At 39.7% G+C, this 23,741-nt stretch carries 26 protein-coding genes; 15 read left to right on the top strand and 11 right to left on the bottom strand.

Annotated elements, in window-relative coordinates:
- The first annotated feature begins 9 nt into the window (after positions 1–9).
- The 3 genes from QJ048_RS03970 to QJ048_RS23400 are packed head-to-tail and all read left to right on the top strand — an operon-like array spanning position 10 to position 2,543.
- A complete protein-coding gene (locus tag QJ048_RS03970) occupies positions 10–1,911 on the top strand; it encodes a RecQ family ATP-dependent DNA helicase (protein WP_282333032.1) in 1,902 nt (633 codons plus the stop codon).
- A gap of 47 nt (positions 1,912–1,958) precedes the next feature.
- Positions 1,959–2,210 carry a type II toxin-antitoxin system Phd/YefM family antitoxin gene (locus tag QJ048_RS03965; RefSeq protein WP_282333031.1) on the top strand — a complete coding sequence of 84 codons (252 nt, stop codon included), beginning with the start codon at positions 1,959–1,961 and terminating at the stop codon, positions 2,208–2,210.
- A gap of 57 nt (positions 2,211–2,267) precedes the next feature.
- Positions 2,268–2,543 carry a Txe/YoeB family addiction module toxin gene (locus QJ048_RS23400; RefSeq protein ID WP_345774529.1) on the top strand — a complete coding sequence of 92 codons (276 nt, stop codon included), beginning with the start codon at positions 2,268–2,270 and terminating at the stop codon, positions 2,541–2,543.
- Between the two features lie 98 nt (positions 2,544–2,641).
- On the opposite strand, the gene QJ048_RS03960 is transcribed toward QJ048_RS23400, so the two are convergent.
- The 3 genes from QJ048_RS03960 to QJ048_RS03950 form a co-directional block, all read right to left on the bottom strand.
- Entirely contained in the window at positions 2,642–4,192 is a 1,551-nt protein-coding gene (locus QJ048_RS03960) for an Rne/Rng family ribonuclease (RefSeq protein ID WP_282333030.1), read from the bottom strand.
- Positions 4,193–4,513: 321 nt separating this feature from the next.
- Positions 4,514–5,374 (bottom strand): tetratricopeptide repeat protein, encoded by an 861-nt coding sequence (locus QJ048_RS03955; RefSeq protein ID WP_282333029.1) that lies wholly within the window; start codon positions 5,372–5,374, stop codon positions 4,514–4,516.
- Positions 5,375–5,406: 32 nt separating this feature from the next.
- Positions 5,407–5,727, bottom strand: a complete 321-nt coding sequence (locus QJ048_RS03950; protein WP_282333028.1) for an HU family DNA-binding protein — start codon at positions 5,725–5,727, stop codon at positions 5,407–5,409.
- Positions 5,728–5,888: 161 nt separating this feature from the next.
- Between QJ048_RS03950 and mutY the strand changes: the two genes are divergently transcribed.
- The 6 genes from mutY to pdxH all read left to right on the top strand — a co-directional run bounded on the left by mutY (position 5,889) and on the right by pdxH (position 11,249).
- Positions 5,889–6,947: an A/G-specific adenine glycosylase gene (gene mutY, locus QJ048_RS03945; RefSeq protein ID WP_282333027.1), complete on the top strand. Its 1,059-nt coding sequence runs from the start codon at positions 5,889–5,891 to the stop codon at positions 6,945–6,947.
- A 62-nt stretch (positions 6,948–7,009) separates the two neighbouring features.
- Positions 7,010–7,681, top strand: a complete 672-nt coding sequence (locus tag QJ048_RS03940) for a single-stranded DNA-binding protein (protein WP_282333026.1) — start codon at positions 7,010–7,012, stop codon at positions 7,679–7,681.
- Positions 7,682–7,813: 132 nt separating this feature from the next.
- A complete protein-coding gene (gene gldE, locus QJ048_RS03935) occupies positions 7,814–9,133 on the top strand; it encodes a gliding motility-associated protein GldE (protein ID WP_282333025.1) in 1,320 nt (439 codons plus the stop codon).
- Positions 9,134–9,172: 39 nt separating this feature from the next.
- Positions 9,173–9,835: a gliding motility lipoprotein GldD gene (gene gldD, locus QJ048_RS03930; RefSeq protein ID WP_282333024.1), complete on the top strand. Its 663-nt coding sequence runs from the start codon at positions 9,173–9,175 to the stop codon at positions 9,833–9,835.
- Positions 9,836–10,013: 178 nt separating this feature from the next.
- Positions 10,014–10,598, top strand: a complete 585-nt coding sequence (locus QJ048_RS03925; protein ID WP_282333023.1) for a DUF3109 family protein — start codon at positions 10,014–10,016, stop codon at positions 10,596–10,598.
- Positions 10,599–10,604: 6 nt separating this feature from the next.
- Entirely contained in the window at positions 10,605–11,249 is a 645-nt protein-coding gene (gene pdxH / locus QJ048_RS03920; RefSeq protein ID WP_282333022.1) for a pyridoxamine 5'-phosphate oxidase, read from the top strand.
- A gap of 101 nt (positions 11,250–11,350) precedes the next feature.
- Here pdxH and QJ048_RS03915 read toward each other — a convergent pair whose 3' ends face one another.
- Positions 11,351–11,767: a Fur family transcriptional regulator gene (locus QJ048_RS03915; RefSeq protein WP_282333021.1), complete on the bottom strand. Its 417-nt coding sequence runs from the start codon at positions 11,765–11,767 to the stop codon at positions 11,351–11,353.
- A gap of 20 nt (positions 11,768–11,787) precedes the next feature.
- Positions 11,788–12,444, bottom strand: a complete 657-nt coding sequence (locus tag QJ048_RS03910) for an SCO family protein (protein ID WP_282333020.1) — start codon at positions 12,442–12,444, stop codon at positions 11,788–11,790.
- A gap of 119 nt (positions 12,445–12,563) precedes the next feature.
- On the opposite strand from QJ048_RS03910, the gene QJ048_RS03905 reads away from it, so the two are divergent.
- Positions 12,564–12,956: a MerC domain-containing protein gene (locus QJ048_RS03905; RefSeq protein WP_345774532.1), complete on the top strand. Its 393-nt coding sequence runs from the start codon at positions 12,564–12,566 to the stop codon at positions 12,954–12,956.
- A gap of 79 nt (positions 12,957–13,035) precedes the next feature.
- Positions 13,036–13,632, top strand: coding sequence for a NifU family protein (locus QJ048_RS03900; RefSeq protein ID WP_282333018.1), 597 nt, complete (start codon positions 13,036–13,038; stop codon positions 13,630–13,632).
- 144 nt (positions 13,633–13,776) lie between these two features.
- Here QJ048_RS03900 and QJ048_RS03895 read toward each other — a convergent pair whose 3' ends face one another.
- Positions 13,777–14,319 (bottom strand): YkgJ family cysteine cluster protein, encoded by a 543-nt coding sequence (locus QJ048_RS03895; protein ID WP_282333017.1) that lies wholly within the window; start codon positions 14,317–14,319, stop codon positions 13,777–13,779.
- Positions 14,320–14,537: 218 nt separating this feature from the next.
- On the bottom strand, positions 14,538–15,551 hold the full coding sequence (locus QJ048_RS03890; protein WP_282333016.1) for a Kelch repeat-containing protein: 1,014 nt from the start codon (positions 15,549–15,551) through the stop codon (positions 14,538–14,540).
- A gap of 260 nt (positions 15,552–15,811) precedes the next feature.
- Here QJ048_RS03890 and QJ048_RS03885 point away from each other — a divergent pair, with 260 nt between their 5' ends.
- On the top strand, positions 15,812–17,170 hold the full coding sequence (locus QJ048_RS03885) for a DUF4270 family protein (RefSeq protein WP_282333015.1): 1,359 nt from the start codon (positions 15,812–15,814) through the stop codon (positions 17,168–17,170).
- A 29-nt stretch (positions 17,171–17,199) separates the two neighbouring features.
- Positions 17,200–18,450 carry a BamG family beta-barrel-assembly machinery protein gene (bamG, locus tag QJ048_RS03880; RefSeq protein WP_282333014.1) on the top strand — a complete coding sequence of 417 codons (1,251 nt, stop codon included), beginning with the start codon at positions 17,200–17,202 and terminating at the stop codon, positions 18,448–18,450.
- Between the two features lie 120 nt (positions 18,451–18,570).
- Here bamG and QJ048_RS03875 read toward each other — a convergent pair whose 3' ends face one another.
- From QJ048_RS03875 to QJ048_RS03860, 4 genes are all read right to left on the bottom strand, one after another.
- On the bottom strand, positions 18,571–19,578 hold the full coding sequence (locus QJ048_RS03875; RefSeq protein WP_282333013.1) for a vWA domain-containing protein: 1,008 nt from the start codon (positions 19,576–19,578) through the stop codon (positions 18,571–18,573).
- A 10-nt stretch (positions 19,579–19,588) separates the two neighbouring features.
- A complete protein-coding gene (locus QJ048_RS03870; RefSeq protein ID WP_282333012.1) occupies positions 19,589–20,467 on the bottom strand; it encodes a hypothetical protein in 879 nt (292 codons plus the stop codon).
- A 206-nt stretch (positions 20,468–20,673) separates the two neighbouring features.
- On the bottom strand, positions 20,674–21,543 hold the full coding sequence (locus QJ048_RS03865; RefSeq protein WP_282333011.1) for a DUF58 domain-containing protein: 870 nt from the start codon (positions 21,541–21,543) through the stop codon (positions 20,674–20,676).
- Positions 21,544–21,618: 75 nt separating this feature from the next.
- On the bottom strand, positions 21,619–22,620 hold the full coding sequence (locus QJ048_RS03860; RefSeq protein ID WP_282333010.1) for an AAA family ATPase: 1,002 nt from the start codon (positions 22,618–22,620) through the stop codon (positions 21,619–21,621).
- Between the two features lie 222 nt (positions 22,621–22,842).
- On the opposite strand from QJ048_RS03860, the gene QJ048_RS03855 reads away from it, so the two are divergent.
- Together QJ048_RS03855 and QJ048_RS03850 are read left to right on the top strand one after the other, a co-directional pair.
- On the top strand, positions 22,843–23,292 hold the full coding sequence (locus QJ048_RS03855) for a hypothetical protein (protein ID WP_282333009.1): 450 nt from the start codon (positions 22,843–22,845) through the stop codon (positions 23,290–23,292).
- Positions 23,293–23,451: 159 nt separating this feature from the next.
- Positions 23,452–23,688 carry a DUF3820 family protein gene (locus QJ048_RS03850; protein ID WP_217790206.1) on the top strand — a complete coding sequence of 79 codons (237 nt, stop codon included), beginning with the start codon at positions 23,452–23,454 and terminating at the stop codon, positions 23,686–23,688.
- The last annotated feature ends 53 nt before the right edge of the window (positions 23,689–23,741 follow it).

The raw sequence follows: 23,741 nt of genomic DNA, 5'->3' as shown, positions 1-23,741 counted from the left end.
TCGCAAAACATGAGCATTCATCAAATTCTCAAGCAATATTGGGGCTATTCATCTTTTCGTGAAAAGCAAGAGGAAATAATCCTTAATGTACTTGAAGGAAAAGATACACTGGCAATACTTCCCACAGGCGGCGGTAAATCCGTTTGCTTCCAGGTGCCTGCAATGGCAAAAGATGGATTGTGCCTGGTGATCAGTCCGCTTATTGCGTTGATGAAAGACCAGGTCGATAATCTTCGAAAGAAAGGCATCACGGCATTTTCCATTTACTCTGGTATGAATAGAAAAGAAGTGATTCATACTTTGGAGTTGGCTTCAAATAGCAATTGCAAATTTTTATACGTTTCTCCCGAGCGTTTGGAAACAAATCTTTTTCTGGAATATTTGCCTTCACTTCCAATCAATCTAATTGCTGTAGACGAAGCGCATTGTATTTCACAATGGGGGTACGACTTTAGGCCGCCTTACCTGCGTATTGCCAATTTGAGAGAAGAGATACCAAGTGTGCCAATTCTTGCTTTAACAGCATCTGCGACACCTGCTGTACAAAAAGATATTTGTGAGAAACTGGTTTTTACAAACTATACTGTTTTTAGAAAATCATTTGAGCGACCTAATCTTTCATATAGTGTCTTTAATGCTCCCGTAAAGATCAACAAGCTCGTAGAAATTTTGAACAATGTGCAAGGCACAAGCATTGTGTATTGCAGAAGCAGGAAGAGAACAAAGGATGTAGCTGATCTGTTGTTATCATACGGTATTTCCGCTGATCATTATCATGCAGGATTAACGCAGGAAGCGCGTCAACAAAGACAACAGGCATGGATACAAAACAAAGTTCGCTGTATTGTTTGCACCAACGCGTTTGGGATGGGTATCGACAAACCCGACGTGAGAACCGTTGTGCATTATGATTTACCTGATTGTCTCGAAAACTATTATCAGGAGGCCGGCCGTGCGGGAAGAGATGGGCAGAAGTCTTACACGGTAATGCTTTACCAGCAAAAGGATATTGAAGATTTGAAAGAAGCTGCACTACTGAAATTTCCTGACCTTGAAACTATCAGAGGGGTATACCAGGCAGTGGCGAATTACCTTCAAATACCAACAGGTATTGGTGAAGGTGCTTACTATTCTTTTGAAATAATAGATTTCGCAAAAAAATTTCAACTCGATCTTATTCTTGCCATTAATAGTTTGAAAGTGTTGGAGCAAGAAGGTTATGTGTCTTTTAATGAACAGGTTTTCGTGCCTTCGAAAATTCAATTCATTTGCAATAAAGACACACTGTATGAATTTGAAAGTAATTATCCGGCGCTTGAGCCTTTCATAAAAGCCTTGCTGCGCAATTACGAAGGTGTTTTTGATTATCCCGTTTCTGTATATGAAAGGTCCGTAGCATTTATTTTGAAGAAAACGATTGAGGAAGTAAAGGAAGCTTTTGTCCAGCTTGATCGCTACAGGGTTATTGAATATGACATTCAAAAAGATTCGCCGCAGTTGTATTTTATTTACGAAAGAGTAGCCGTGCAGTCTGTTGTCATTGATCAAAAACGTTATGATTTTCGCAAACAAGAATACGAAAAAAGATTAAAGCATTTTATCGATTACGTTCTCGAGCCAAATGCTTGTCGTAGTCAAATCGTAGGAAGATATTTCGGTGACGAAAACATTAGCGAATGCGGTGTCTGCGATAATTGCCTGAAGAAAAAACGTGGCACTTTATCCGAAGAAGAGTTTGAAAAAATTAAGAGCAAAATTTTTGACATTATTGCCGCCGAAGAAGTGGACATCAAAAACCTGATTGCAAAGCTATCCGGCATATCAAAAGAAAAAGCCTGGAAGGTGATTGATTTCTTGCAAAGTGAGCGCAAGATAGCTAGTGATAAAGAGGGGGTTGTTCGTAAAGTTTAATTTTTTAGTACAAAAATTTGTACATTTGTACGTACAAAACTGGACATATGCAGGCAATATCAATCTCTCAGTTGAGAAGCAATATCAAGAAATACCTGGATGATGTGGCTAAATCTCTTGATGTTATTGTTGTTCCAAGAACTAACGAGGACGACGCGGTAGTGATAATGTCCATAAAGGAATATAATTCACTCACAGAAACAGGGCATCTTTTGTCAACGGCAGCAAATAGAGCAAGATTAAAGGAGTCTATCCAGCAACTTCAGGAAAAGAAGACAAGAAAATTCAAGTTGGACTAAGTAATAATGACCAATTGCTTTTACCAACATTAAGAATTTTTAAGTTGATACCAGATCATGAGTTTTGAATTTACAGAAAACGGTTGGGAGGATTTTAGTTATTGGATAGAGTCAGATGAGTCAGTTGTATTAAAAATAAAAGAGCTACTTAATGATATTCGCAAAAGTCCATTTCATGGTCTAGGCAAGCCAGAGCCACTTAAGCACGATCTAAAGGGTTTTTGGTCAAGACGTATAACAGGAGAGCATAGGCTTGTCTATAAGGTTGACGGAAAGAAAGGGAAAGATCAGAAGTGCTATGTACTTCAATGTCGCTTCCATTATGATATATAAAAAAAGCCTGGAAGTTTATTTCCAGGCTGAAAGTAAGATAAAGGTGTCTAACACAGGAATTATTTGTTTGGTATAAACATTTCTGCGTTGGGGCTTCTCTATAATTTTATTTCTTCATCATGATGATCGAAGAAGTGGAACTCAGTAAGGTGATAATTTGTATTGGCAACAACGTTAATCTTTTGTTTGAACTTTCTTCTCCATTTCCAGCATTTGGACCACAGCCAGCCTTTAGTTAAATATGCATGCATGATAGGATGCACCATCAAAGTAAGATTGCTGTGTTTGTGTGTAATGAGATAGTTCAGATTTTTTTCTATTTCATCTTCCAGTACAAGAGTGGAAGAGATTTTTCCGGTACCATTACAGCTAGGGCAAATTTCCTGCGTGTTAATCGTTACTTCAGGCTTCATACGCTGGCGCGTAATCTGCATCAGGCCGAATTTAGAAATAGGAAGAACCGCGTGTTTTGCCCTGTCCGGCTTCATATATTCTTCCATCGCTTCCATGAGTTTCTTTTTATTCTCAGGAAGTTTCATATCAATAAAGTCAACCACAATAATACCACCAAGGTCGCGCAGGCGAAGCTGACGTGCAATTTCTTCTGCCGCTTCCATATTGGTTTCCAAGGCATTTTGCTCCTGGTTATTGCTCACACTTTTATATCCGCTGTTCACGTCGATCACGTGCAAAGCTTCTGTGTGCTCAATGATCAGGTATGCACCACTTGGAAGGTTTACTGTTTTACCAAAAGCAGCTTTAACCTGCTTTGTAATACCGTATTGATCAAAAATAGGAGAACCGTTGTGGAAGAACGTTACGATGTCTGCTTTATCCGGAGCAATCTTTTGAATGTAATTCTTCGCATCGTTGAAAATGTTTTTATCATTTACTACTATGCGGTTAAAATCTTCATTTAATAGATCGCGCAGCATGCTGGTGGTTTTTGCCTGTTCACTCAGGATCTTTGCAGGTGCAACTGCACCCTTCAAGTTCCCTTGAATTTGTTTCCAGGTGTCAACCAGTGCAGACAAATCTTCGTGAAGCTCTGCTGTGTTCTTGCCTTCAGCCGCTGTACGCACAATAACGCCAAAATTCTTTGGCTTTATTGACTCAATAATTTTTTGCAGGCGCTTCCTTTCTTCCGAAGAATGGATCTTACGGGAAACGGCCACAATATCATTGAATGGCGTAATAACTACGAATCTTCCGGGCAAAGAAATTTCACAGCTAAGGCGTGGGCCTTTTGCAGCAATAGGTTCTTTTAATATCTGTACGAGGATGTTTGGTTTGCCGCTAAGTACCTCGTTTATTTTTCCCGTTTTAATGATTTCAGGTTCCACCAAAAAATTACCAAAATCAAAACCACCCGGCGTATTGTCTCCAATAGCCTGTTGAGTGAATTTTAATAAGGATTTTGCGTATGGACTTAAATCGGTGTAATGGAGAAACGCGTCTTTCTCGAAGCCTACATCAACGAAAGCGGCATTTAATCCCGGAATAAGTTTTTTAACCTTACCCAGGTAAAGATCGCCCACGGCAAAGCTGGCATCTGCTTTTTCATTATGCAGTTCAACCAGTTTTTTGTCTTCAAGAAGTGCTATTTCAACACCTTGGGGAGCAGCATTAATTATTAATTCCTTGTTCAAGCGTATTCACATTTACAAACTAACCAACCATCACCAAAAGGAAAATCGCTGAGAATGCTATTTGCATTAAGCATAGTATACAATGATATGAAATAATGTGTATACTATTGAAATAAAAATAGTTCAGCCAAGTAAAATATGCCGGACACATGACATGCTCCGGCATAGAGGAATGAATTACAAAGAAGTGTAAAACTATTTTTTACCTTTCTTATGACGATTCTTTCTTAGTCTTTTTTTACGTTTATGCGTCGCTATTTTATGACGTTTTCTTTTTTTACCACAAGGCATCTTTCAACAATTTTAAATTTGTATATCGATTTATTTCTTCAGCGTTTCAATTCGTTCCTCTATTTCCTTCACAACCTCTTTATTTGGAACGTGTCTTTTCCCGATCTCATACCATTTTATTGCATTTGCTTTATCACCCTTTCTTTCGTTGGCTTCAGCAAGCATGAAAACAGCTTCCATATTATGCGGCTCAGCTTTTACAACTTTTTCAAGTCGCTCTACTGCTTTATCAAGTTGTCCCGAAACTACACCTCCGATTCCCAGCATTAACTGAGCATACATGTTGGTGGAATCTCTTCGTGCAACTTCCAGTATTTGTTGAATCCCCTGCATGATCTCTGTTGGATTAGCGGCGGTGCTTCCAAAAATGTAGCAACTTCCTAATCCGATTTTAGTAGAATCATTAGCAGGATTCAACGCTAAAGCCTTCTCAAATAACTCTTTGGCCTGACTTGCCTCCCAGCTTTTCAGCGAAGGTTCATCAACGCCACGCAGATTATTTAAAAATAATCGGGCTGCAAAGGTGAGACTTTTTTCAGAATTTTCCAACTTAGCTACTTCGGCAGTATAATAAGCGTACGGTTCGAACATTCTGGCAGAATCTTTCCAGAACGTAGCCAGCTGATTATAAGTGCGTATTTGCTGCGTTTTTACATCGCCACGCACTACTGAAGCTTCAAGACTAGTTATATAGGCCTGTTGTGAAGAAGTTAATTTTTTCTTCGCTGCGCTGAGCAATGCCTCGGTATTAATTGTTGCAGCTGAATCTGTATGTGCTTCATTCTGAGAAGCTAAGGTGCCCTTTTTCGCAGGAACCGTTTGCCCCAGAAAATAAATACACAACAGTGCAGCCACGCCACCGGCAATAAGAATAATCTGCTGTCTTTTCACGAAAAACGTTTTAAGACCGCAAATTTACGTCATTACATCTCTTCATCGGCACCTGGTTGTTCTTCTTTAACTGTTTTTAGTTTTTTTACTTCCTGCACAAATTCTTTTGCAGGTTTAAAAGCTGGGATGTAATGCTCAGGAATTTCAACCGCTACATTTTTCTTAATGTTACGGCCAATTTTCGCAGCACGTTTCTTGGTAATAAAACTCCCAAAGCCCCTGATATAGATATTTTCGCCTTCCGAGAGCGTGTCCTTTACTTCCTTGAACATGGCCTCCAGCGTAACCAATACATCTACTTTGGGGATACCCGTCTTTTCTGAAATTTGATTGATTAGGTCGGCTTTTCTCATTACTTAAATATTTTTGTATCCGGTAATAAAATAAGATCCAATTGTTTTCATCTGAAAAATAAGAGAATCTTTTTATTCATGCAAGTTATTGATTTTGAATATTTCTTAAAAATAGTACATTTTTTCTTTTACATATAAATAGTTGATTTTTACTTTATACAATGAATTTTGATTTTACCCGAAAATTAATGGAATGGAACAGCGCAGAAAACAATCGTTCCATGCCCTGGAAAGGGGAAAAAGATCCGTACAAAATCTGGCTCAGCGAGATTATTTTGCAGCAAACACGTGTAGAACAAGGGCTTGCGTATTATAATAAGTTTGTCGAAACTTTTCCCACAGTTAAAAAGCTGGCGAAAGCTCCGGAGGAAAAGGTTTTTAAGCTTTGGGAGGGGTTGGGCTATTATAGCCGCTGCAAAAATCTTATCGCTACTGCAAAAATCATCGATGGGGATTATAAAGGCAGGTTTCCCAGCACATACGAACACATCCTTGCGCTAAAAGGAATCGGCCCTTATACAGCGGCAGCAATAGCTTCATTCGCCTTCAATTTGCCCCATGCTGTGGTGGACGGGAACGTGTTACGCGTGCTTTCTCGTTATTTCGGTATGTCTACACCTGTCGATTCCACACATGGAAAAAAATTATACAATCAGTTAGCCGACAGCCTTCTGGACAAAGAGAGCCCCGGAATTTATAACCAGGCTATAATGGATTTTGGCGCAGTTGTTTGCAAGCCACAAAACCCTTTATGCAGCATATGTCCGCAAAAGAGCGATTGCAGGGCGTTTCAGCACGCGTGGGTAAATGATTTGCCTGTAAAAGAAAAGGTGTTGAAAAAGAAGACACGCTACATGTATTACTTTGTAATAAGCGTTGATGGAAAAACATTTGTAAAGAAAAGAGAGGCAAAAGATATTTGGCAAAACCTGTACGAGTTTGTGTTGCACGAACACGATGAACCAATTGACTGGACGAAAAAGAATATAAAGGAGGCTATAAAATCTTTTATAGATACGCCTTTCCAACTCCAGGGAATTTCTACCATTGTCAAACAGCAGCTAACCCATCAATTGATTATTGGCCAGCTTATTAAAATTACAGTTCAAACATCCATCGATATTCCGGGCTATGAGCTTTTAACGGAAAAAGATATTAAGAAACTGGCTTTCCCCAAATTTATCAATACCCTCATGCAGCAGGAGGTTACATTATTTTAATCTAACAATCATGGATAGATGAATTTGAAAATTTGAGGATTTGAAATTTGAAAATGTTTTAGATGTGTCTTTCTCCAGATATTTGGAGAGTTAGTTTGAAAAATGAAAATGGCGCTGAAAGAATTTTCAAATTCCCAAATTTTCAAATTTTCAAATTCCATCCAGAATTTATTTTATCCCTTAATCTTGTTGCTTTTACGCATTTAAAAATGCAAAAAAATCTATTTGATTTTGGTTTAAAAAAATTAATTTTAGAGAGATTTCGTCAGCACAGGAAAATTTGTAAACTCAAATTCATTATCATGAGAGGAGTAAACCGGGTGATGTTAATTGGTAATTTAGGAAAAGACCCAGATGTTCAGCATCTGGAAGGCAATATAGCAGTAGCAAAATTTTCTTTAGCCACCACCGAAACCTACAAGGATAGGGCCGGTAAACTGATATCTCAAACAGAGTGGCACACTGTAGTTTTATGGCGAGGACTTGCCGAGCTTGCTCAAAAATACCTGCATAAAGGCAGCCTGGTTTATATAGAAGGGCGTTTACGCACAAGAAGTTGGGAAGACAAAGAGGGGAATAAAAAATTTGCCACAGAAGTAGTCGGTGATAACCTGATTATGCTGGACAAAAGAACGGACGGAACTCCGGGATTGCAGTCTTATCCTACGGAGGGATTGGAAGGCTTAAATCCTGCGGACATTCCACCGGAGCCTACAGGAGATTTACCTTTTTAATTTACACATATTTATTGCAAATTTGTGCCATTGTATGTAAAGGCAGTTGGCAGGTACGCCCGGAAGACCCGGTCGGACGGGCCTCAAAATCTGCCTTTGTATTAAACTAAACATTCACCAAAACCAGATATTTTGGATTTTCATTCGGGTTATAATTCAATAGAAACAATCTTGTCGCCGCTTTTGCTGCAAACAACCGTGAATGTGCAGGGCATTACATTTCTCGTTGCGATCATTATTTTTCTGCTTGTCATTTCTTACTTTCTTGCGGGCTCTTTAGTTGCATTTTTTTCTTTAACAGATAAAGACGTCAATGTGCTGAAAACCAAGCAGGGAGAGGGTTGGAAAAGAATTGTCACGTTGCTTCGTGAACCCAAGGTTCTTCATGCTTCATTACGTATTGCCAATCTTACAGTAAACGTTGCGATCATTATTCTTTCAAACTTTTTGATCAATCAGCTTTTAACTGTAAACAATAGTTGGTGGTTTGTTGACTTTCTTGTAAAGATACTGATCGTCACATTTTTTCTTGTTTTGTTTGGCGAAATTTTACCCAAAGTATATGCGAGTCAAAACAATTTACGCTTTGCAAGGGATGCCTCTTTTTTAGTTGAAATTGTTTATTTGCTATTTAGAAGAACCGGGATGGCAATGGCGGGTTTCGCAGATGGCGTGGAAAATTCAATCGGAAGAAAAAGTCGCTCTTACGATCTGGATGAACTGGAAAACGACAGCAGCTCTACTGAAGAAGAAAAAAATATTTTAAAAGGAATTGCCAAGTTTGGAAACATAACTGTAAAGCAAATTATGCGAACCAGGCTTGATGTAACCGGTGTTGATAATAGCCTCTCTTTTAAAGAACTTATAAAACGCGTTGAAGAGCAGCACTACTCGCGTCTGCCTGTTTATAGAGGAAGCCTTGATGATGTTGTGGGAATGATTCAAACGAAGGATCTTGTTCCGCATTTGGATGAAAGCGATGCCTATGACTGGCACCCATTGATACGTCCGCCTTATTTTGTACATCAGCATAAATTGATCGAAGATCTTTTGACAGAGTTCCAGGCAAAGCATGTTCACTTCGCTGTAGTGGTGGATGAGTTTGGTGGAACCAGTGGCATTGTAACACTTGAGGATATTATGGAAGAAATAATTGGAGATATTAAAGATGAGTTTGATGACGAAGAATCGGGCAATGGTAAAATAGATGACTTTAACTATATGTTCGAAGGAAAAACAATGATCAATGACGTTTGCAAAGCTATGCATCTTCCTGTTCAAACATTTGATTCTGTTCGTGGTGACAGTGATTCACTTGGTGGTTTGATTCTTGAACTCGCGGGATATATTCCTCCGCAAAATGAAGTGATCAAAGCAGGGGATTTTCATTTCACTATTTTGGAAGCTGACAAGAATCGAATTCTCAAAGTAAAAGTTACCATTGTACAGTAACCTTGCATGTTTGTATAATTTCTCTTTCTCAAATTATTTATGACTACGATTAAATTTAAGCATACATTCTTTTTCATCGGTATTGCGTTGTCTCTGTTATTAATAGTTTCCTGCAACAGCGTATACACGCCCAAAAAGAAAGGATATTTTAAGATAGATTTTCCTAAACATGCTTACCAAAAGTTTGATCGCCCCGGTTATCCTTATACATTTGAATATCCCGTATATGCGAACGTCGTTCAGGACAGTACTTATTTTGAGGAGCAGCCCGAAAACCCTTACTGGATAAATGTTGATGTGCCCCAATTCAATGCTAAGGTTTACATCAGCTACAACGAAATAGGTGGTAAGGCGCGGTATAAAGTAAGAACCAAAGATGGCAAATACGTTGACTCTATTGGACTAAACAAGTTCGTAGATCTTATGGAAGGTTCGTATAAGCTCACATTTAAACACAGCCTGAAAGCTACCTCAATTGATGACAGCGTGTTTGTAACACCCAACGGTGTGAATGGCATCTGGTTCAAGATAGGAGGTAATGCTGCAACGGCCAGCCAGTTCCTCGTTTCGGATTCCGTTAAACATTTCCTCCGCGGCGCCTTGTATTTTGATGCGCCACCAAACGAAGATTCTCTCGCAACTGTAAATCAATTTTTACAAGAAGATGTAAGGCATCTGATTAACACGCTGAAGTGGAGATAAGAGTATAATTTGATAATTTGAAAATTTGAAGATTTGAAAATGGGATCGCAAGAGCTTGGCTCACATCTGACTTTGAAAGTGTTATAAATCATATACAAAGACCGCACTCGTCAATTTTCAAATTTTAAAATCAGCACATTTTCAAATTGTGCTTTGTACCTTTGCGAAAAATTGACAAGTGATAGCAATTGACAATGTAATGTTGAGCGACCAGGTGGTAGAAGAGCAGTTTGTATGTGATCTTACAAAATGCAAGGGTGGTTGTTGTGAAGATGGTGACGCAGGTGCTCCGCTTACAAAAGAGGAGAAGAAAATTGTGGACGAGGTATTTGAAATTGTGAAACCTTATCTCACAGAGGAAGGCCTTGAAGCAATTAGAAAAATAGGCAAATACGAATATATCGACGAGTTTGGTTGGGTCACACCAACGATCGGCGGTAAAATGTGTGCCTACGGATTCAGAGATAAAGAGGGCGTGATCAAATGCGCTTTTGAGCAAGCTTATTATGACGGTAAAATTGCGTGGAAAAAACCTATCAGCTGCCATCTATATCCCATAAAAGTTACCAAAACAAAGACTGCAGAACTATTGAATTACGAGCCAAGAGAAGGCATGTGCAGTCCAGCCTGTGTATTAGGGCAAAAGCTAAAAGTGCCGGTATATGCATTTTTGAAAGAAGCACTCATCAGAAAATACGGCGAAGATTTTTATGCGGCATTGGATCAGATCGCTCATGAGTATTACCTGGATAAAAGTAAATAGACGAATATGCAACCATCAATTGCGGATATCAGAAAAGACTATCAATTGCAATCATTATCAGAGAAGGATGTAATGGGTAACCCGTTCGATCAGTTTGAAAAGTGGTGGAACGAAGCGATAAAGAGCAATCTGGATGAAGTAAATGCAATGACATTGGCAACCTCCTCTGCGGATGGTACACCCGCGGCAAGAACTGTTTTACTGAAAGGTTATGATCATAAAGGGTTCGTGTTTTTTACGAACTACGAGAGCCATAAGGGGCAACAATTGCTGGAGAATCCAAAAGCCACGCTGGTGTTTTTCTGGAAAGAACTTCAACGACAAGTAATTATTTCCGGCACAGTTGAAAAAGTAAGTGCTGAGGAAAGCGACGAATATTTTAACAGCCGCCCGAGAGGCAGCCGCATTGGTGCATGGACATCACCTCAAAGTTCCATTATCGAAAATCGTGAGTGGCTTGAGGCCCGCGAAATGCAGATGGAGAAAAAGTTTGAGGGCCATGAAATTGCTCGTCCTTCACATTGGGGAGGTTTCCGCGTAATGCCCGTGAGCATTGAATTCTGGCAGGGAAGATCAAGTCGCCTACACGACCGCATTCAATACCAGATCGATGGCGCGAACTTTTGGGTGATAAAAAGATTAGCGCCGTAATTAATTGAAAATGGAAAATTGAAAGTTGAAAATGAAGGGACTTGGCTAAAGAAAGATTTTATAAAGTTGAAAATCATTTTCAACTTTCCATTCTCCATTAATTAAGCGCAATCCTTGCATACACCCGTCACGATCATTTGAATTTGCTCCACTTTGTATCCTGCGGGCAGATTAACAACCGGCACGGAGACTTCGTCTATACACAGCGTTTTGCCACACACGCTGCACATGAAATGCACGTGGTGATCATGGTGATGACCTTCTGAACAGTTGTCTTTACACAATGCGTATTTTACCGAGTTGTCGGCAGTAGGGATGCTGTGAATGATACCTTTTTCAAGGAATGTTTGCAACGTACGGTATACCGTTACCCGGTCAAATTTTTCGCCGGTTTTTCTTTCTATATCAGCATGAGCAAGCGCATCATCCTGAGCAAGAAAAAGCTCAAGAATTTTAGTTCTTCCGCCTGTAACACTCAGCTGGTTATGCTTTAATATTTTTTGAATTTGCTCTTCCATGCCAGCAAATTTACGAAATTTTAACCGGGGTTATTGTTAAACAAACCATTTGCAAAACGGCCACCATCGCTTTCTTTCAAAAGATTTTTTACATCTTGTTCCATCTCCGACAGTTCATTCTTTTTCAAGCCATCATAAATTTTTCTAACGCGTCCAGATTTATCCACCAGAGCAAAAAACTGCGTATGAATAAACTGATCTGCAATATTTTGATTGTTATTTTTTGGGTCGTCCAGCAAATAGCTGACACGGGCTGCATAATATAAACTGTCTTTGGCGCCAGTGAGAAAAAGCCATTTTGAAGGGTTGGCTCCCAAAGAATCTGCGTAGACTTTCATTCTGCCAACGGTATCGGTCTCAGGGTCGACGGTATGGGATAAAATGAGAAAATCAGGCTCATTCTTCAATGTATTGTAGACGTCCTTCATGTTGGTGTTCATTTTAGGACAAATGCTCTTACAGGTCGTGAAAAAATATTCTGCCACATAAACTTTACCCATCACGTTTTGCTGTGTAATCACTTTGCCATCCTGATTTGTAAAAGAAAAAGGCTGCACATAACTTAGAACCGGCAGTTTAACCTCGCCAAAACCAGGTATGAAGCGGGTAAGGGCGAAAACAAAACCTACGAACAACAAAATGAAAAAAAGCGAATAGATCAGGATCTTTTTCTTCATAAGTACCTTTTGAGAATGCAAAATTAAGCTATGTGGTAGTGTTATTTGTTAAAAAGTAAAATACTTAATAAGAACTTGCAACAGAGTTGCAAGTTTTGTATACCTTTGCTGTCTACTTGATGAATTTGAAACCAAATTGGGATGCAATGGGAATATTTACTTCCGTAGCCTGCGCAATTCACTGCGCAATTTTGCCATTGTTGGTAGCCAGTTTGCCCATTTTCGGTATTAATATCGTTGAAAACGTGAAGTTTGAGTTTTTTATGATCTTTCTGGCTATGGTTGTAGGCATTTACGCCTTATATCACGGATATAAGAAACACCATCATAGTTTATTACCCATCGTGCTTTTTGTGACCGGAGTTTGCTTTCTTTTTGCAAAACAAATATTTAGCACATGGCATATCTTGCTCCTTGTTCCAGCCGTTATTTTGATTGTTACCGCGCATTGGCTGAATTATAGAAATTGCCAGAAAGCCAACCATTGTCACGCAACGGATTGTAATCATTGAGTAAAACTTTATAATTTTTGGTTATCGAAATGTTTGACCCAAAGCTTTTCGTATTTTTGTCAACTAAATACTGTGAGTTATGATAAAAACAGGAAATCCCGTTATTAGCATTTATACAGAGATGACACCTAATCCGGAAACTATGAAGTTTGTTGCTAACAAGCTTTTATATCCCGGCAGAAGTGTAGATTTCCCTGATGTGGAAAGTGCTAAACCTTCTCCTCTCGCAACAGAACTTTTCGGCTTTCCTTTTATTAAAGCCGTTTTTATAGCAAGTAACTTTGTTACGCTTACAAAAACATCCGAAACTGATTGGGATGATGTAATTCCTTCTATTCGCCAGTTTTTGAAAGAATACCTGGAAGAAAATAAACCGGTTGTTAACGAAGAAGAATTGGTTACTGTAAAACCAGAGTCAAGCAATGTTGTTTCTGCTGATGATGACGATGTTGTAAAACGCATTAAAGAATTGTTGGAGAACTACGTAAAACCAGCTGTGGAAATGGACGGCGGCGCGATTCAGTTCAGAAGCTATAACGAAGGTGTTGTAAACCTTATGTTGCAGGGAAGCTGCAGTGGTTGCCCTTCCAGCATGATCACTCTGAAAGCAGGTATCGAAGGAATGATGAAGAGAATGATTCCTGAAGTTAAAGAAGTGGTTGCTGAGGCAGAATAATGAGGTGAATGGTCAATGATGAATCGTGAATATCGTTTCTGCGATATTGTAAAATATTTTAAAAGGCTTCGAACAATTCGAAGCCTTTTTTATGTACACAAAGAAGTGAAATTAGGACACGATTCACGACTGACGATTCACTATTCACGCCTCACGTTCTTTCCTCTCGCGACTCGCTTTTGCACCCGCAGCTGCACGTTCTGAAAGCTTTTCCACCATTTTATAAGTTGCCGGGCAGTATTGAATATTCTGTTTGTGAACATGTATGTAGTCCACCATTTTCTTTTTATTTAGATGCGGAAAGCCAGAACAGTCTGCCGGGCGAACCTCATAAATTGAACACATGTTTGTTTTAAGGTCGAGGAACTGGCAGGGCTGCGTTTTGTTCATCCAATCCTTGTCTTTCTTGTCATATTCCAACCACTTATCGCGAAACTCTTCCTCAGTCATGTTAAGGTGCGCTGAAATGCGCTTCAGGTCTTTGCTGGTAAAAGTGGGTGACATTTTTTTACAGCAGTTTGCGCAAGACAGGCAGTCTACTTCCTGCCAAACCTCAGTGTTGATCTGATCAGCAATTTTATCCAAATGCCTTGGTGGGTTTTTCTCAACCTTCGTGAGAAAGCGGCGCAGCTTGCTTTTATTTTCCGTGACTTTTTTATCAAAGTCCTTGAGATTAACAGGAAGCATCGTGAGTAGAATTTTATCAGTTGTGTAAAATAAGAAGTTTTGAGTAATAAGTTCTGAGTTTTGAGTGAGCTTGGCTTTTATGATGGTCCGTAAACTTTTGAAAGCCTGTTCAGGTTTACGATAATAATGCATTCATAACTCGATACTCACAACTTTATAAACCAAGAAGGGGTGACTTATGAAAGCCACCCCTTCTTGGTTTATAAAGTTTACAGCGATTAATCGTCTGTAGTGTCGTCTGTATCGTTTGGTTTGAATTCTCTTACGTCATCCAATTGGATAGTAGAGTTTTTACCTGTTGCAATGAAACCTCTGTTTTTCAAAGTGAAACCAACCGCTTGTTCACGAGCCGTTCCTTCGAAAGGAGTTTTTTCAGTCCACTGATCAGCTCCCGGATCGTATTCCCATGTTTTAGAATTGTAACCACCATTACTACCTGTAGCAAGCTCAGCTTTTCCATTAAGTACAAAAACAGATGCATAAGCTCTTGTGATTGTAGTATAAGTGTCGTCGTAGCTCTGATCGCTTACGTTTGTGATTTTTTTCTTTTCCGTCCATGTGTCAGTTGTTGGATCGTAAGCCCACATGTCATTGTTGTAAACGCCGTTATTGCTGCCGGTTACTACATAGCCAATGTTGTTGATCACGAATGAAACTGCTCCCATACGTTTGTAACCAGGGATACCAGATTTTTGAGTCCAGGAATCATTTGCCGGATTGTATTCCCAAAGTTCCTGTAATGCATTACCATTGTTACCTGAGCAAATGTAGCCTTTGCCATTTATGCTGAAGCCCAATGCTGCATAACGACCGGTGCTAGGGAAATTTTTTAATGTGGTCCATTTATTCGTAGCTGGATCAAACATGTAAAAATCGTTGTAGTAAGTAGTACCCCCGTCATATCCGAAGCCCGCGTAAACTTTTCCATTAATACTGAATGAAATACCCAGGTTTCTTGCTGGTCCTGGCATAGACGCTCTTTGGAACCAGATACCTTTGCCAATATCAAATACGTAAAAATCGCTTAAACGGTTAATACCATCAAAGCCAAGACCCACGTAAGCACTATCATTAGTTACCGCGCAAACAGCTCCACTTCTTGGAACGCCAGAAAAGTCGCCCCTTCTTATCCAGTTACCAACTTTATCTGTAGAGGTCGAGGATTTTGTACAGGAGACAAACGTCGAAGCACACACAATTGCCAACCCTAAAAAAGAAAAACTTTTCAACATGAATTTTTTTTGCAATTCTAACCACTTTAGGCGCTGCCGCAGGTTCATTGCGACGAAATATTTGTTTCCGTATATGAATATGAGTTATGTAGCTACAGCACGGGCATTTTACAATACGCGTTAACAAAGCTTTAAGATGATTTTTAAGACAAATTTTTGCTCCTTATTTGGATAAATGCCGTCTTTGTCTATTAAAACCTCCCTTTTGTAGCATCTGCCAACTTACAATGTATGCGTGGACTAAGTTTGGCGAAAAAAGAATGGCTTATCGCGTTAAAGGATTTAGCTGCATGGTTATTTTGGCAGTTATTTTTGTTGCTTTTGGGTGTACTAAAGAGCCGCAGTATATACAAACTGTTTCCCCATTCGACAATCCGTACCTGGCCCAAATCGATACATTCACCGCACAATATGAAATTGAGAGGGTTGATTCTTTTGAAACTTCCGGCTCAAATCAGTTAATTATTGGTTATAATAAAGATACTGCTTTTGGAACAATAAGCAGTGCTTCTTATTTCAGACTCAACATGCCAAGTGTCGCGGCGGGAACTATAGGAACAATTACACAGGGCTACGATTCCCTGTTTTTAATCCTCAAACCAAACCGCGGTCATTACGGAGATACTACAGGATTAATAAACATTAACGTTCAAAGAGTTTCGGAAGATATTACCAAATCATTGGTGAGCACCAACGAAGCACTTGTTTTTTACAACAAGGATAAATTTGCTACAGAGTCGGGCTCTCTTGGAAGCGTAACGCAAACTTTAAGACCCAATACTTCCGATTCTATACGGATTAAACTTAGTGATGCGCTGGGGCAACAGCTTTTTAATTTTTATAAAACAAATGCTCCGGAAATTACCAATAACGATTACTTCCAGGCTTGGTTTAAAGGCATCAAGTTATCTTCGGATAGTGCGACGACCAATGTTTTGTACGGTTTTGGATCTACAACTGCCGTAATGCGCTTTTACTATCACGATGATAATGGTCAAAAAGTGGCAAAATCTGTTGATTTCACTGTTTCTCCTTCGCCCTATCAATTTAACAGCATTTACGGGAACACCTCGACCAGCACATATTTGAAAAACCTTACGCCGGGTACAACAGTAACTTCAGACAAACTTAACCACAACTTTTATATCAATTCATTCATGGGAATAAGAACGAAGATCAGCTTCCCATCAGTGAAAAATATTGAGAAACTAAGTTCTTTTGTAAAAGTAGTGGCGGCGAATCTCGAACTGCGTCCTTTGTTATACAGCTACGATGACGTAAAATATCCGTTGTTCCCTGCTCTGTATATGTTTTTGCAAAATATTGATCTTTCGTTTTCCATTCCGCTTAGCAATAGCAGCGGATCGGGAACTCAGACAGGAAGTCTTATCATAGACAGGGAAAATCAGACAAATACGAGATATACTTACGATGTGACAAATTATGTTGTGTCGGAGCAGCTTGCCACTCAGCTGACGACCCGAAAACTTTTGCCGTGGGCAGGTAATACGCCGGGAGATCTTTCTTTTAACAGAATGATAGGAGCTGACGGAACACTAAATCAAAATAGACAAAAATCTCCCCTTATTTTGCAATTGCTAATTTATAACCAGAAATAAACAGTTTGTCAATCATTATAAAAAGTTACATGAAAAGGAGAACTATTAAATTAATATCTGCCTCTGTTATAATGCTTACGACTGTGCATGTGAGTGAAGCTCAAAAGGGGATTAACTCCATCTATTCTGCATATGGGCTGGGAGATTACTATATAAGAGATAACAACGCTTACTATGGCATGGGCCAGCTTGGGGTAGCAATGAAATCTGACAAAACAATTAATGACGTTAACCCTGCTTCTTACAGTTCTATTCAGGCCGGCCGTTTGATGTTTGACGTGTCTTTTGGCGGAAGTTCTGTTCAATATATCAATGAGAGGGAGCGCCATACTGCCGGTGACTTTACTTTTAGAAGAGCCGCTCTTGGTTTGAATCTCGTCAATAATGTGGGAACGGTTATTGGTTTAAGACGCTACACAGATGTGAATTATCTGACAGTTGGTTCAAAAACAATTGAAGGGTCAACGGCAACGATACCTATAAACATCGAAGGAACAGGGGGCCTGAACCAATTCTATTTTGGTAACAGCGTTTTGATCAAGAAGCATCTTTCTTTGGGTATAACAGCAGGCTATTTGTTTGGATCTGTAAATCAGAAACAAACTGCAGCGACGACTTCTGCTATATTCAATTTTGTAAATAATACGTACTATAACAACTTTACAGTGAACGGTGGTCTTCAATACCAGTTCAACACTAAAAAATTGCTGTGGACGCTTGGTGCATTCTATCAACCGGAAATAAATCTTAAAACGTTGGCTGATCAATATGTGACCGGACCTAACGATGTTACGATCGTAGCAGATAAGACTATTGACGGTCGCTTTAAGTTCCCTTCTATTTATGGCGGCGGTATATCAGTTCAGAACACTAAGCTGAAACTAGGGGCCGATTACATTCAACATAACTGGAAAGCTACGGGATACAGTGGAAACGGATTTGAATCAACAAACGCACAGAGCCTGGCACTGGGTGGTAGCTGGTCCCTTACGCGCCACACTAAATGGGGTGACAGACCCGGATTGTCATTATATGCAGGCTACATTAATGAACTTTCATATTTAATTATTCAAGGTCAAAAAATACAATCTAATTCTATTACACTTGGATTTTCGGTACCTGCAGGTGCCGGTTATAACTACTACGGTTATAGCGCTGGTATTAAGATCGGTACAAGAGGACAAGGTGTTTATCCTTTGGTAAAAGAGAATTACATTCAATTCTGCCTGAACGTATCCTTAAGCACGATCATGATGAGAGGTGGTAGGAAGTACGACTAGAACAGCAATTAATAATTAATAAAGAGTAATTAATAGAGCCGCATTCGTTGTTGAATGCGGCTCTATTAATTATTGGAGTCAGCTAATAGAGGTTCAGTTATTCAGTTATTCAATATTTGCCTAAGGAAACTTTCTCAGAATTGTATATCGTAAGATCAGCTCAAGTAGCAAAAAAACTGCTGCTGCGATTGCCAGCGGGTAGAACTTTTCGGTGTAGCGATGGATGGCTGTTACTTCTATTTTTGATTTTTCCAGTTTATCAATTTCGCCATAAATATTTTTCAGACTCTCATTGTCTTTTGCTCTGAAATATTGTCCCCCGGTTTCAGTTGCTATTTGTTGCAGCAATTTTTCATCGATGTTTACTTTCTCTTTTTGTGTAACTACCTCGCCAGACATTGTTTGCATTGGTACAGGTGCATAACCTTCCGTGCCCACGCCAATTGTATATACACGTACACCTAAGGACTTCGCAATTTCTTTTGCAGTAAGAGGTGGAATTTGACCGCCATTGTTTTCGCCGTCGGTAAGCAATATCACGACTTTACTTTTGGAAGTCGCTGCTCTTAATCTGTCTACACTCGTGGCAAGTCCCGAGCCAATCGCGGTTCCATCTTCCAATATGCCGCTGCTGATATTGTACAGTTGCGATTTCAATACGCCTGCATCTGTAGTGAGTGGGCATACCGTAAAGCTTTCACCTGAAAAAATCACGATCCCGATCCGATCCGTCTGTCTGCTGTCGATAAAGTCTGCAGCCACTGTCTTAGCCGCTTCCAATCTGTTTGGTGTAAAATCTTGCGCAAGCATACTTCCACTCACATCGATGGCCAGAACAATATCAACACCGTCGCCTGTTACGCGGGACTCGTCATTGTGTGTTTGAGGCCTTGCCAAAGCAAGGATTAAACAGCTAAGGGCCAAACAGCGCAAGGCAAAAGGAACATGGCGCAAAGTTGTTTTCCAGCTTTGAGCTCCTTTTAACTGTCGCAAGGAGGAAACCGGCATGCTGCTTTGAATTGCTGCGTTTCTTTTTATGTACCAAAAAACAAGAAATGGTACCATGAGAAGCGCCGGCAACACAAACGGATATGCAAAAACGATATTTTCGAAATAGTTTAAAACCAAAACCTGCTGTTTAATTATTTTTTAAAATGCCATCAAGCGATTGAAGGCTTTTTTTAGTTGTTTCAAACGCCACATTGTTTTCCTCAAATGAAGGAATGTATTTGGCAAATTTCACCGCATCTGTCATGCGCAACTGTTGTGCGAAGTTCAGCTTTTCATTTTGCGGTAAATCTGTGCCTGACAATTGTTGCACAAGCTCATCATTTGTTTTCTTGCGTGCTGCCCAGTTCGTTTTTCTCCACCAGAATTGGCGAACAATATCATTAAGTACAGTATAATAATTCTTGACATCGACACCGCTTTGCAATGGCTGTTTTTGCAGTCGCTGCAAGGCTTCCAGAGCTTCCTGCAATGGTGAAAGCTTCGAATCGGAGAATGTATTTGGTGAAGGCTTGAACTTCTTTACTTTTTTGCGCAAGAAATAAATGGAAAGCACCAATGCGATCAACGCGATGCCCGCAATAAACCAGTTAATGTATTTTAAATAGGCATTGTCAACTACGATAATGTCTTTGATATCGTGATAGTCCTGCTTAGGATCAAAGGCTGAATAGTCAACATTTACTGAAATGGAATCGGTCAATATTTCTCTGTTCTCAACTTTTAAAGGCAATGGCGGAATGCTCCATCTACCAGAGTCAAAGCTTGTAATCGTAATCAGTTGACGAAACGCTTTTCCATCCTGATTTGTAATGGTATCAATTTTCCCTTTGTCGATAAATTCAAAATGCGGAAGGCTGTCTAACGGAAACCAATCTACGTTAACACCCAACGGAACATTGGCTTCCAGCACTAATTGTATTGGCTGACCGATTAGAATGTAAGAGCTGTCTATACTCGCCTTTACTGAAACGGATTGCGCAGTCGCAAATTGAAAAGATAAGGTCATTATTATCAGTGAAACAATATAATTCGCCTTTTTAGTCATCAATCCGTTTGTCATTTAGTTATTTACGATTAAAACTATAATGTTTAATTCTATACTATCTTAAGTCAAAAGTAAAAAGTCAAAATTAAAAAGCAGAGAATACATGTGTTTGTTCAAGCAAAAGCCATTACCCCAAAAATCATTTTCAGTTTTCCACTTTCAATTAATTAACTTCTTCCGATAAAAAATTTCTGCAACACTTTCACGTAATCCTCGTCTGTACGAATATGCAGCAAGTCGCTGCCGGCTTTAGTGAAAATATTTTTGCAAACTTCCGTGTGTTCAAAAAAAGCCTGCTCGTACTGCTGACGCGTTAAGTAATCTGATGAGTCGATCCATTTGGTAGCACCGGTTTCAGAGTCCTGCACTTGCATCAGGCCAATCGGCGGCAGCTGCATATCCATTTTATCATATATCTTAATACCGATCACGTCATGTTTCTTACCCGCTACTTTTAATGCATCTTCAAAACCGGTATCTATAAAATCGCTTAAAATAAATACAATGCTTCTTTGCCTTGTACTGCTGTTGAGATAACGCAGGGCGGTAGCAAGGCTTGTGCGTTTTCTTTTTGCCGCAAAACTCAGCAAATGGCGCACGATATATAATGCGTGTTGTTTTCCTTTTTTAGGTGGAATGTATTTTTCAATGATATCGCTAAAGAAAACAACGCCTACTTTATCGTTATTATTAATGGCAGAAAAGGCAAGCACAGCGCCGATTTCCGTTACCATATCTTTTTTACGTCCATGAACGGTTCCGAACGCAGAACTGGCGCTGTCGTCGACAAGCAGTAAAACAGAAAGCTCACGTTCTTCTTCAAAAAGTTTACTGAAAGGGTGATTGAACCGGGCACTCACATTCCAATCGATAAAACGGATGTCATCACCCGCTGCATACTCACGCACTTCACGAAAGCTCATACCGCGGCCCTTAAAAGCAGAGTGATACTCACCCGTGAATAAATGCTGGGTGAGCTTCTTGCTTTTTATTTCAAGCTCTTTTACTTTTTTTAATATTTCCGCTGTTGTAAGCATGACTAAAGTTTAACGCTGAATGCCTAACGCTTAACGCCTGATGTACCTAAAGAATTCTTAGTTCCTAATTCCTTACTAAGGCACCTGAATCGCTTTCAAAATATCATCAATCAAAAGTTCTACGTTGATCTCTTCTGCTTCCGCTTCGTAGGTAAGACCGATACGATGACGCAAAACGTCTTTTGCAATGGCACGAACGTCTTCCGGAATTACATAACCGCGTTTATTAAGGAATGCATTTGCTTTTGCAGCCAAAGCAAGGTTTATGCTGGCCCTTGGCGAACCACCATAACTAATAAGCGATTTTAATTTGCTCAAATTGTATCTCTCTGGATAACGCGTTGCAAAAACAATATCTAAAATGTAATGCTCTACTTTTTCGTCCATATATACCTGACGGGTAAGGTCACGCGCCTGAAGGATTTCGTTGATGGTTACTACGGGCTGCACTTTCTCAAAGTTCAATCCCTGCACATTTTGACGAATGATCAGTTGCTCTTCATCTTTTGTGGGATAGCCAACAATAACCTTCATTATAAAGCGATCTACCTGCGCTTCCGGAAGCGGGTAAGTACCTTCTTGCTCCAGTGGGTTTTGCGTAGCCAGTACAAGAAAAGGTTCCTCCAGTTTGTGCGTATTGTCTCCAATGGTTACCTGACGCTCCTGCATTGCCTCCAGCAGGGCACTTTGCACTTTTGCCGGGGCACGGTTAATTTCATCTGCAAGTATGAAGTTGGCGAAAATGGGGCCTTTTCTTACGATAAAGTCATTTCGCTGCTGGTTATAAATCATTGTTCCGATCACGTCCGCAGGCAAAAGATCGGGCGTAAACTGTATACGGCTGAACTTTGCCTGAATGGCCTGTGCGAGCGACTTGATGGTAAGGGTTTTTGCCAGACCTGGCACGCCTTCCAGCAATACGTGGCCGTTACTAAGCAAACCTATCAATAACCTGTCGAGCATATATTGCTGTCCTACTATCACTCTACCCACTTCGTCACGAAGGCGATCGATAAAAATTCCCTGGTATTGTATTTTTTCGTTTAGCTGTCTTATATCTTCCGCAGTTTGTAGCATAATATAAACCTGTTAACTATAAAATAGATGATTACGCAAAATAAGAATAATCAGTTTGCAATTCTTTTGCCACTCTTAAAATTTAGGATTATAGTTTGAAAGAATTTTCGCAAAACTCAATGATTTTCTAAGGGTTATTTCTTATTCGGGCGAAAAAAAATTATCTTTAGAACAATAATCTTCTCTCAAATCAGTTTAATAATCTATAAATTCTACGGCTTCATGAAAAACTTTCTTTTAATCATGGCAGTGTGCGTTGTTGGTTTTGTTAGTTGTAAAAAAGATGATTCTCCTTCAAACACAGATTTACTTGTACAATCCAGTTGGAAGTTAGATGCACTAGGGTTAGATCTTGACAGAAATGGTACAGCAGAAACTGCCTTGCCACAATCTTTACCGGCTTGTCAGCTTGACAACACGTACACTTTTAGCAAAGGTGGTACAGGTATAGTTGCTGATGCAGGAGTAGTATGTGGTGCGCCTTATCCTGCGCAGGTTCCTTTTACATGGACGTTGCAAGGAAGTTCGCTTACTGCTAACATCCCAACTTTACCAGTAGGGACGGTAACGTTAAATTCAATAACATCTATATCGATGGTATTATGGAAAGACACCACTATTGCGGGCTTACCTAATCCTCCGACCAGAGTAATAATAACATTTAAACACTAGCATCAAACTAGTTACCGTTTTAATTTTGGATTTCATAAACAGTCAGCCGCCATTATTCTTAATGGTGGCTTTTGTATTTGAAGTTGTTATTTGATGGTTGTTGGTTGTTCGGGCCTGAATGACTTTTGTGGAGCAGGAACGAACAACTATCTTAGCCGCATGAACGAAAACCCGCAACCGAACGGCGAACTTTTGCTGGAATTAGTAAGAATGAAAATGCCTTTCGGCAAATACAAGGATCAGTTGATTTGTAATCTTCCTGAATCTTATCTTGTTTGGTTCAAGTCAAAAGGGTTTCCACAAGGCAAGCTGGGCATGCTTCTGCAAACGATGTATGAGATTAGATTGAACGGTTTGGAGGATTTGTTGCGACCTCTGAAAAACGGAAAATATTAACTGCAAATGATTTAACAGCAGAGATCTAAAAGGTTGCGCAAAGGAAACAAAGA

The sequence above is a fragment of the Pinibacter soli genome, from assembly GCF_029961145.1.
GTDB classification, from domain to species: Bacteria; Bacteroidota; Bacteroidia; order Chitinophagales; family Chitinophagaceae; genus Pinibacter; species Pinibacter soli.
The sequence above is the reverse complement of the archived record's forward strand: the minus strand, read 5'-3'. Positions and strand labels throughout refer to the sequence as shown.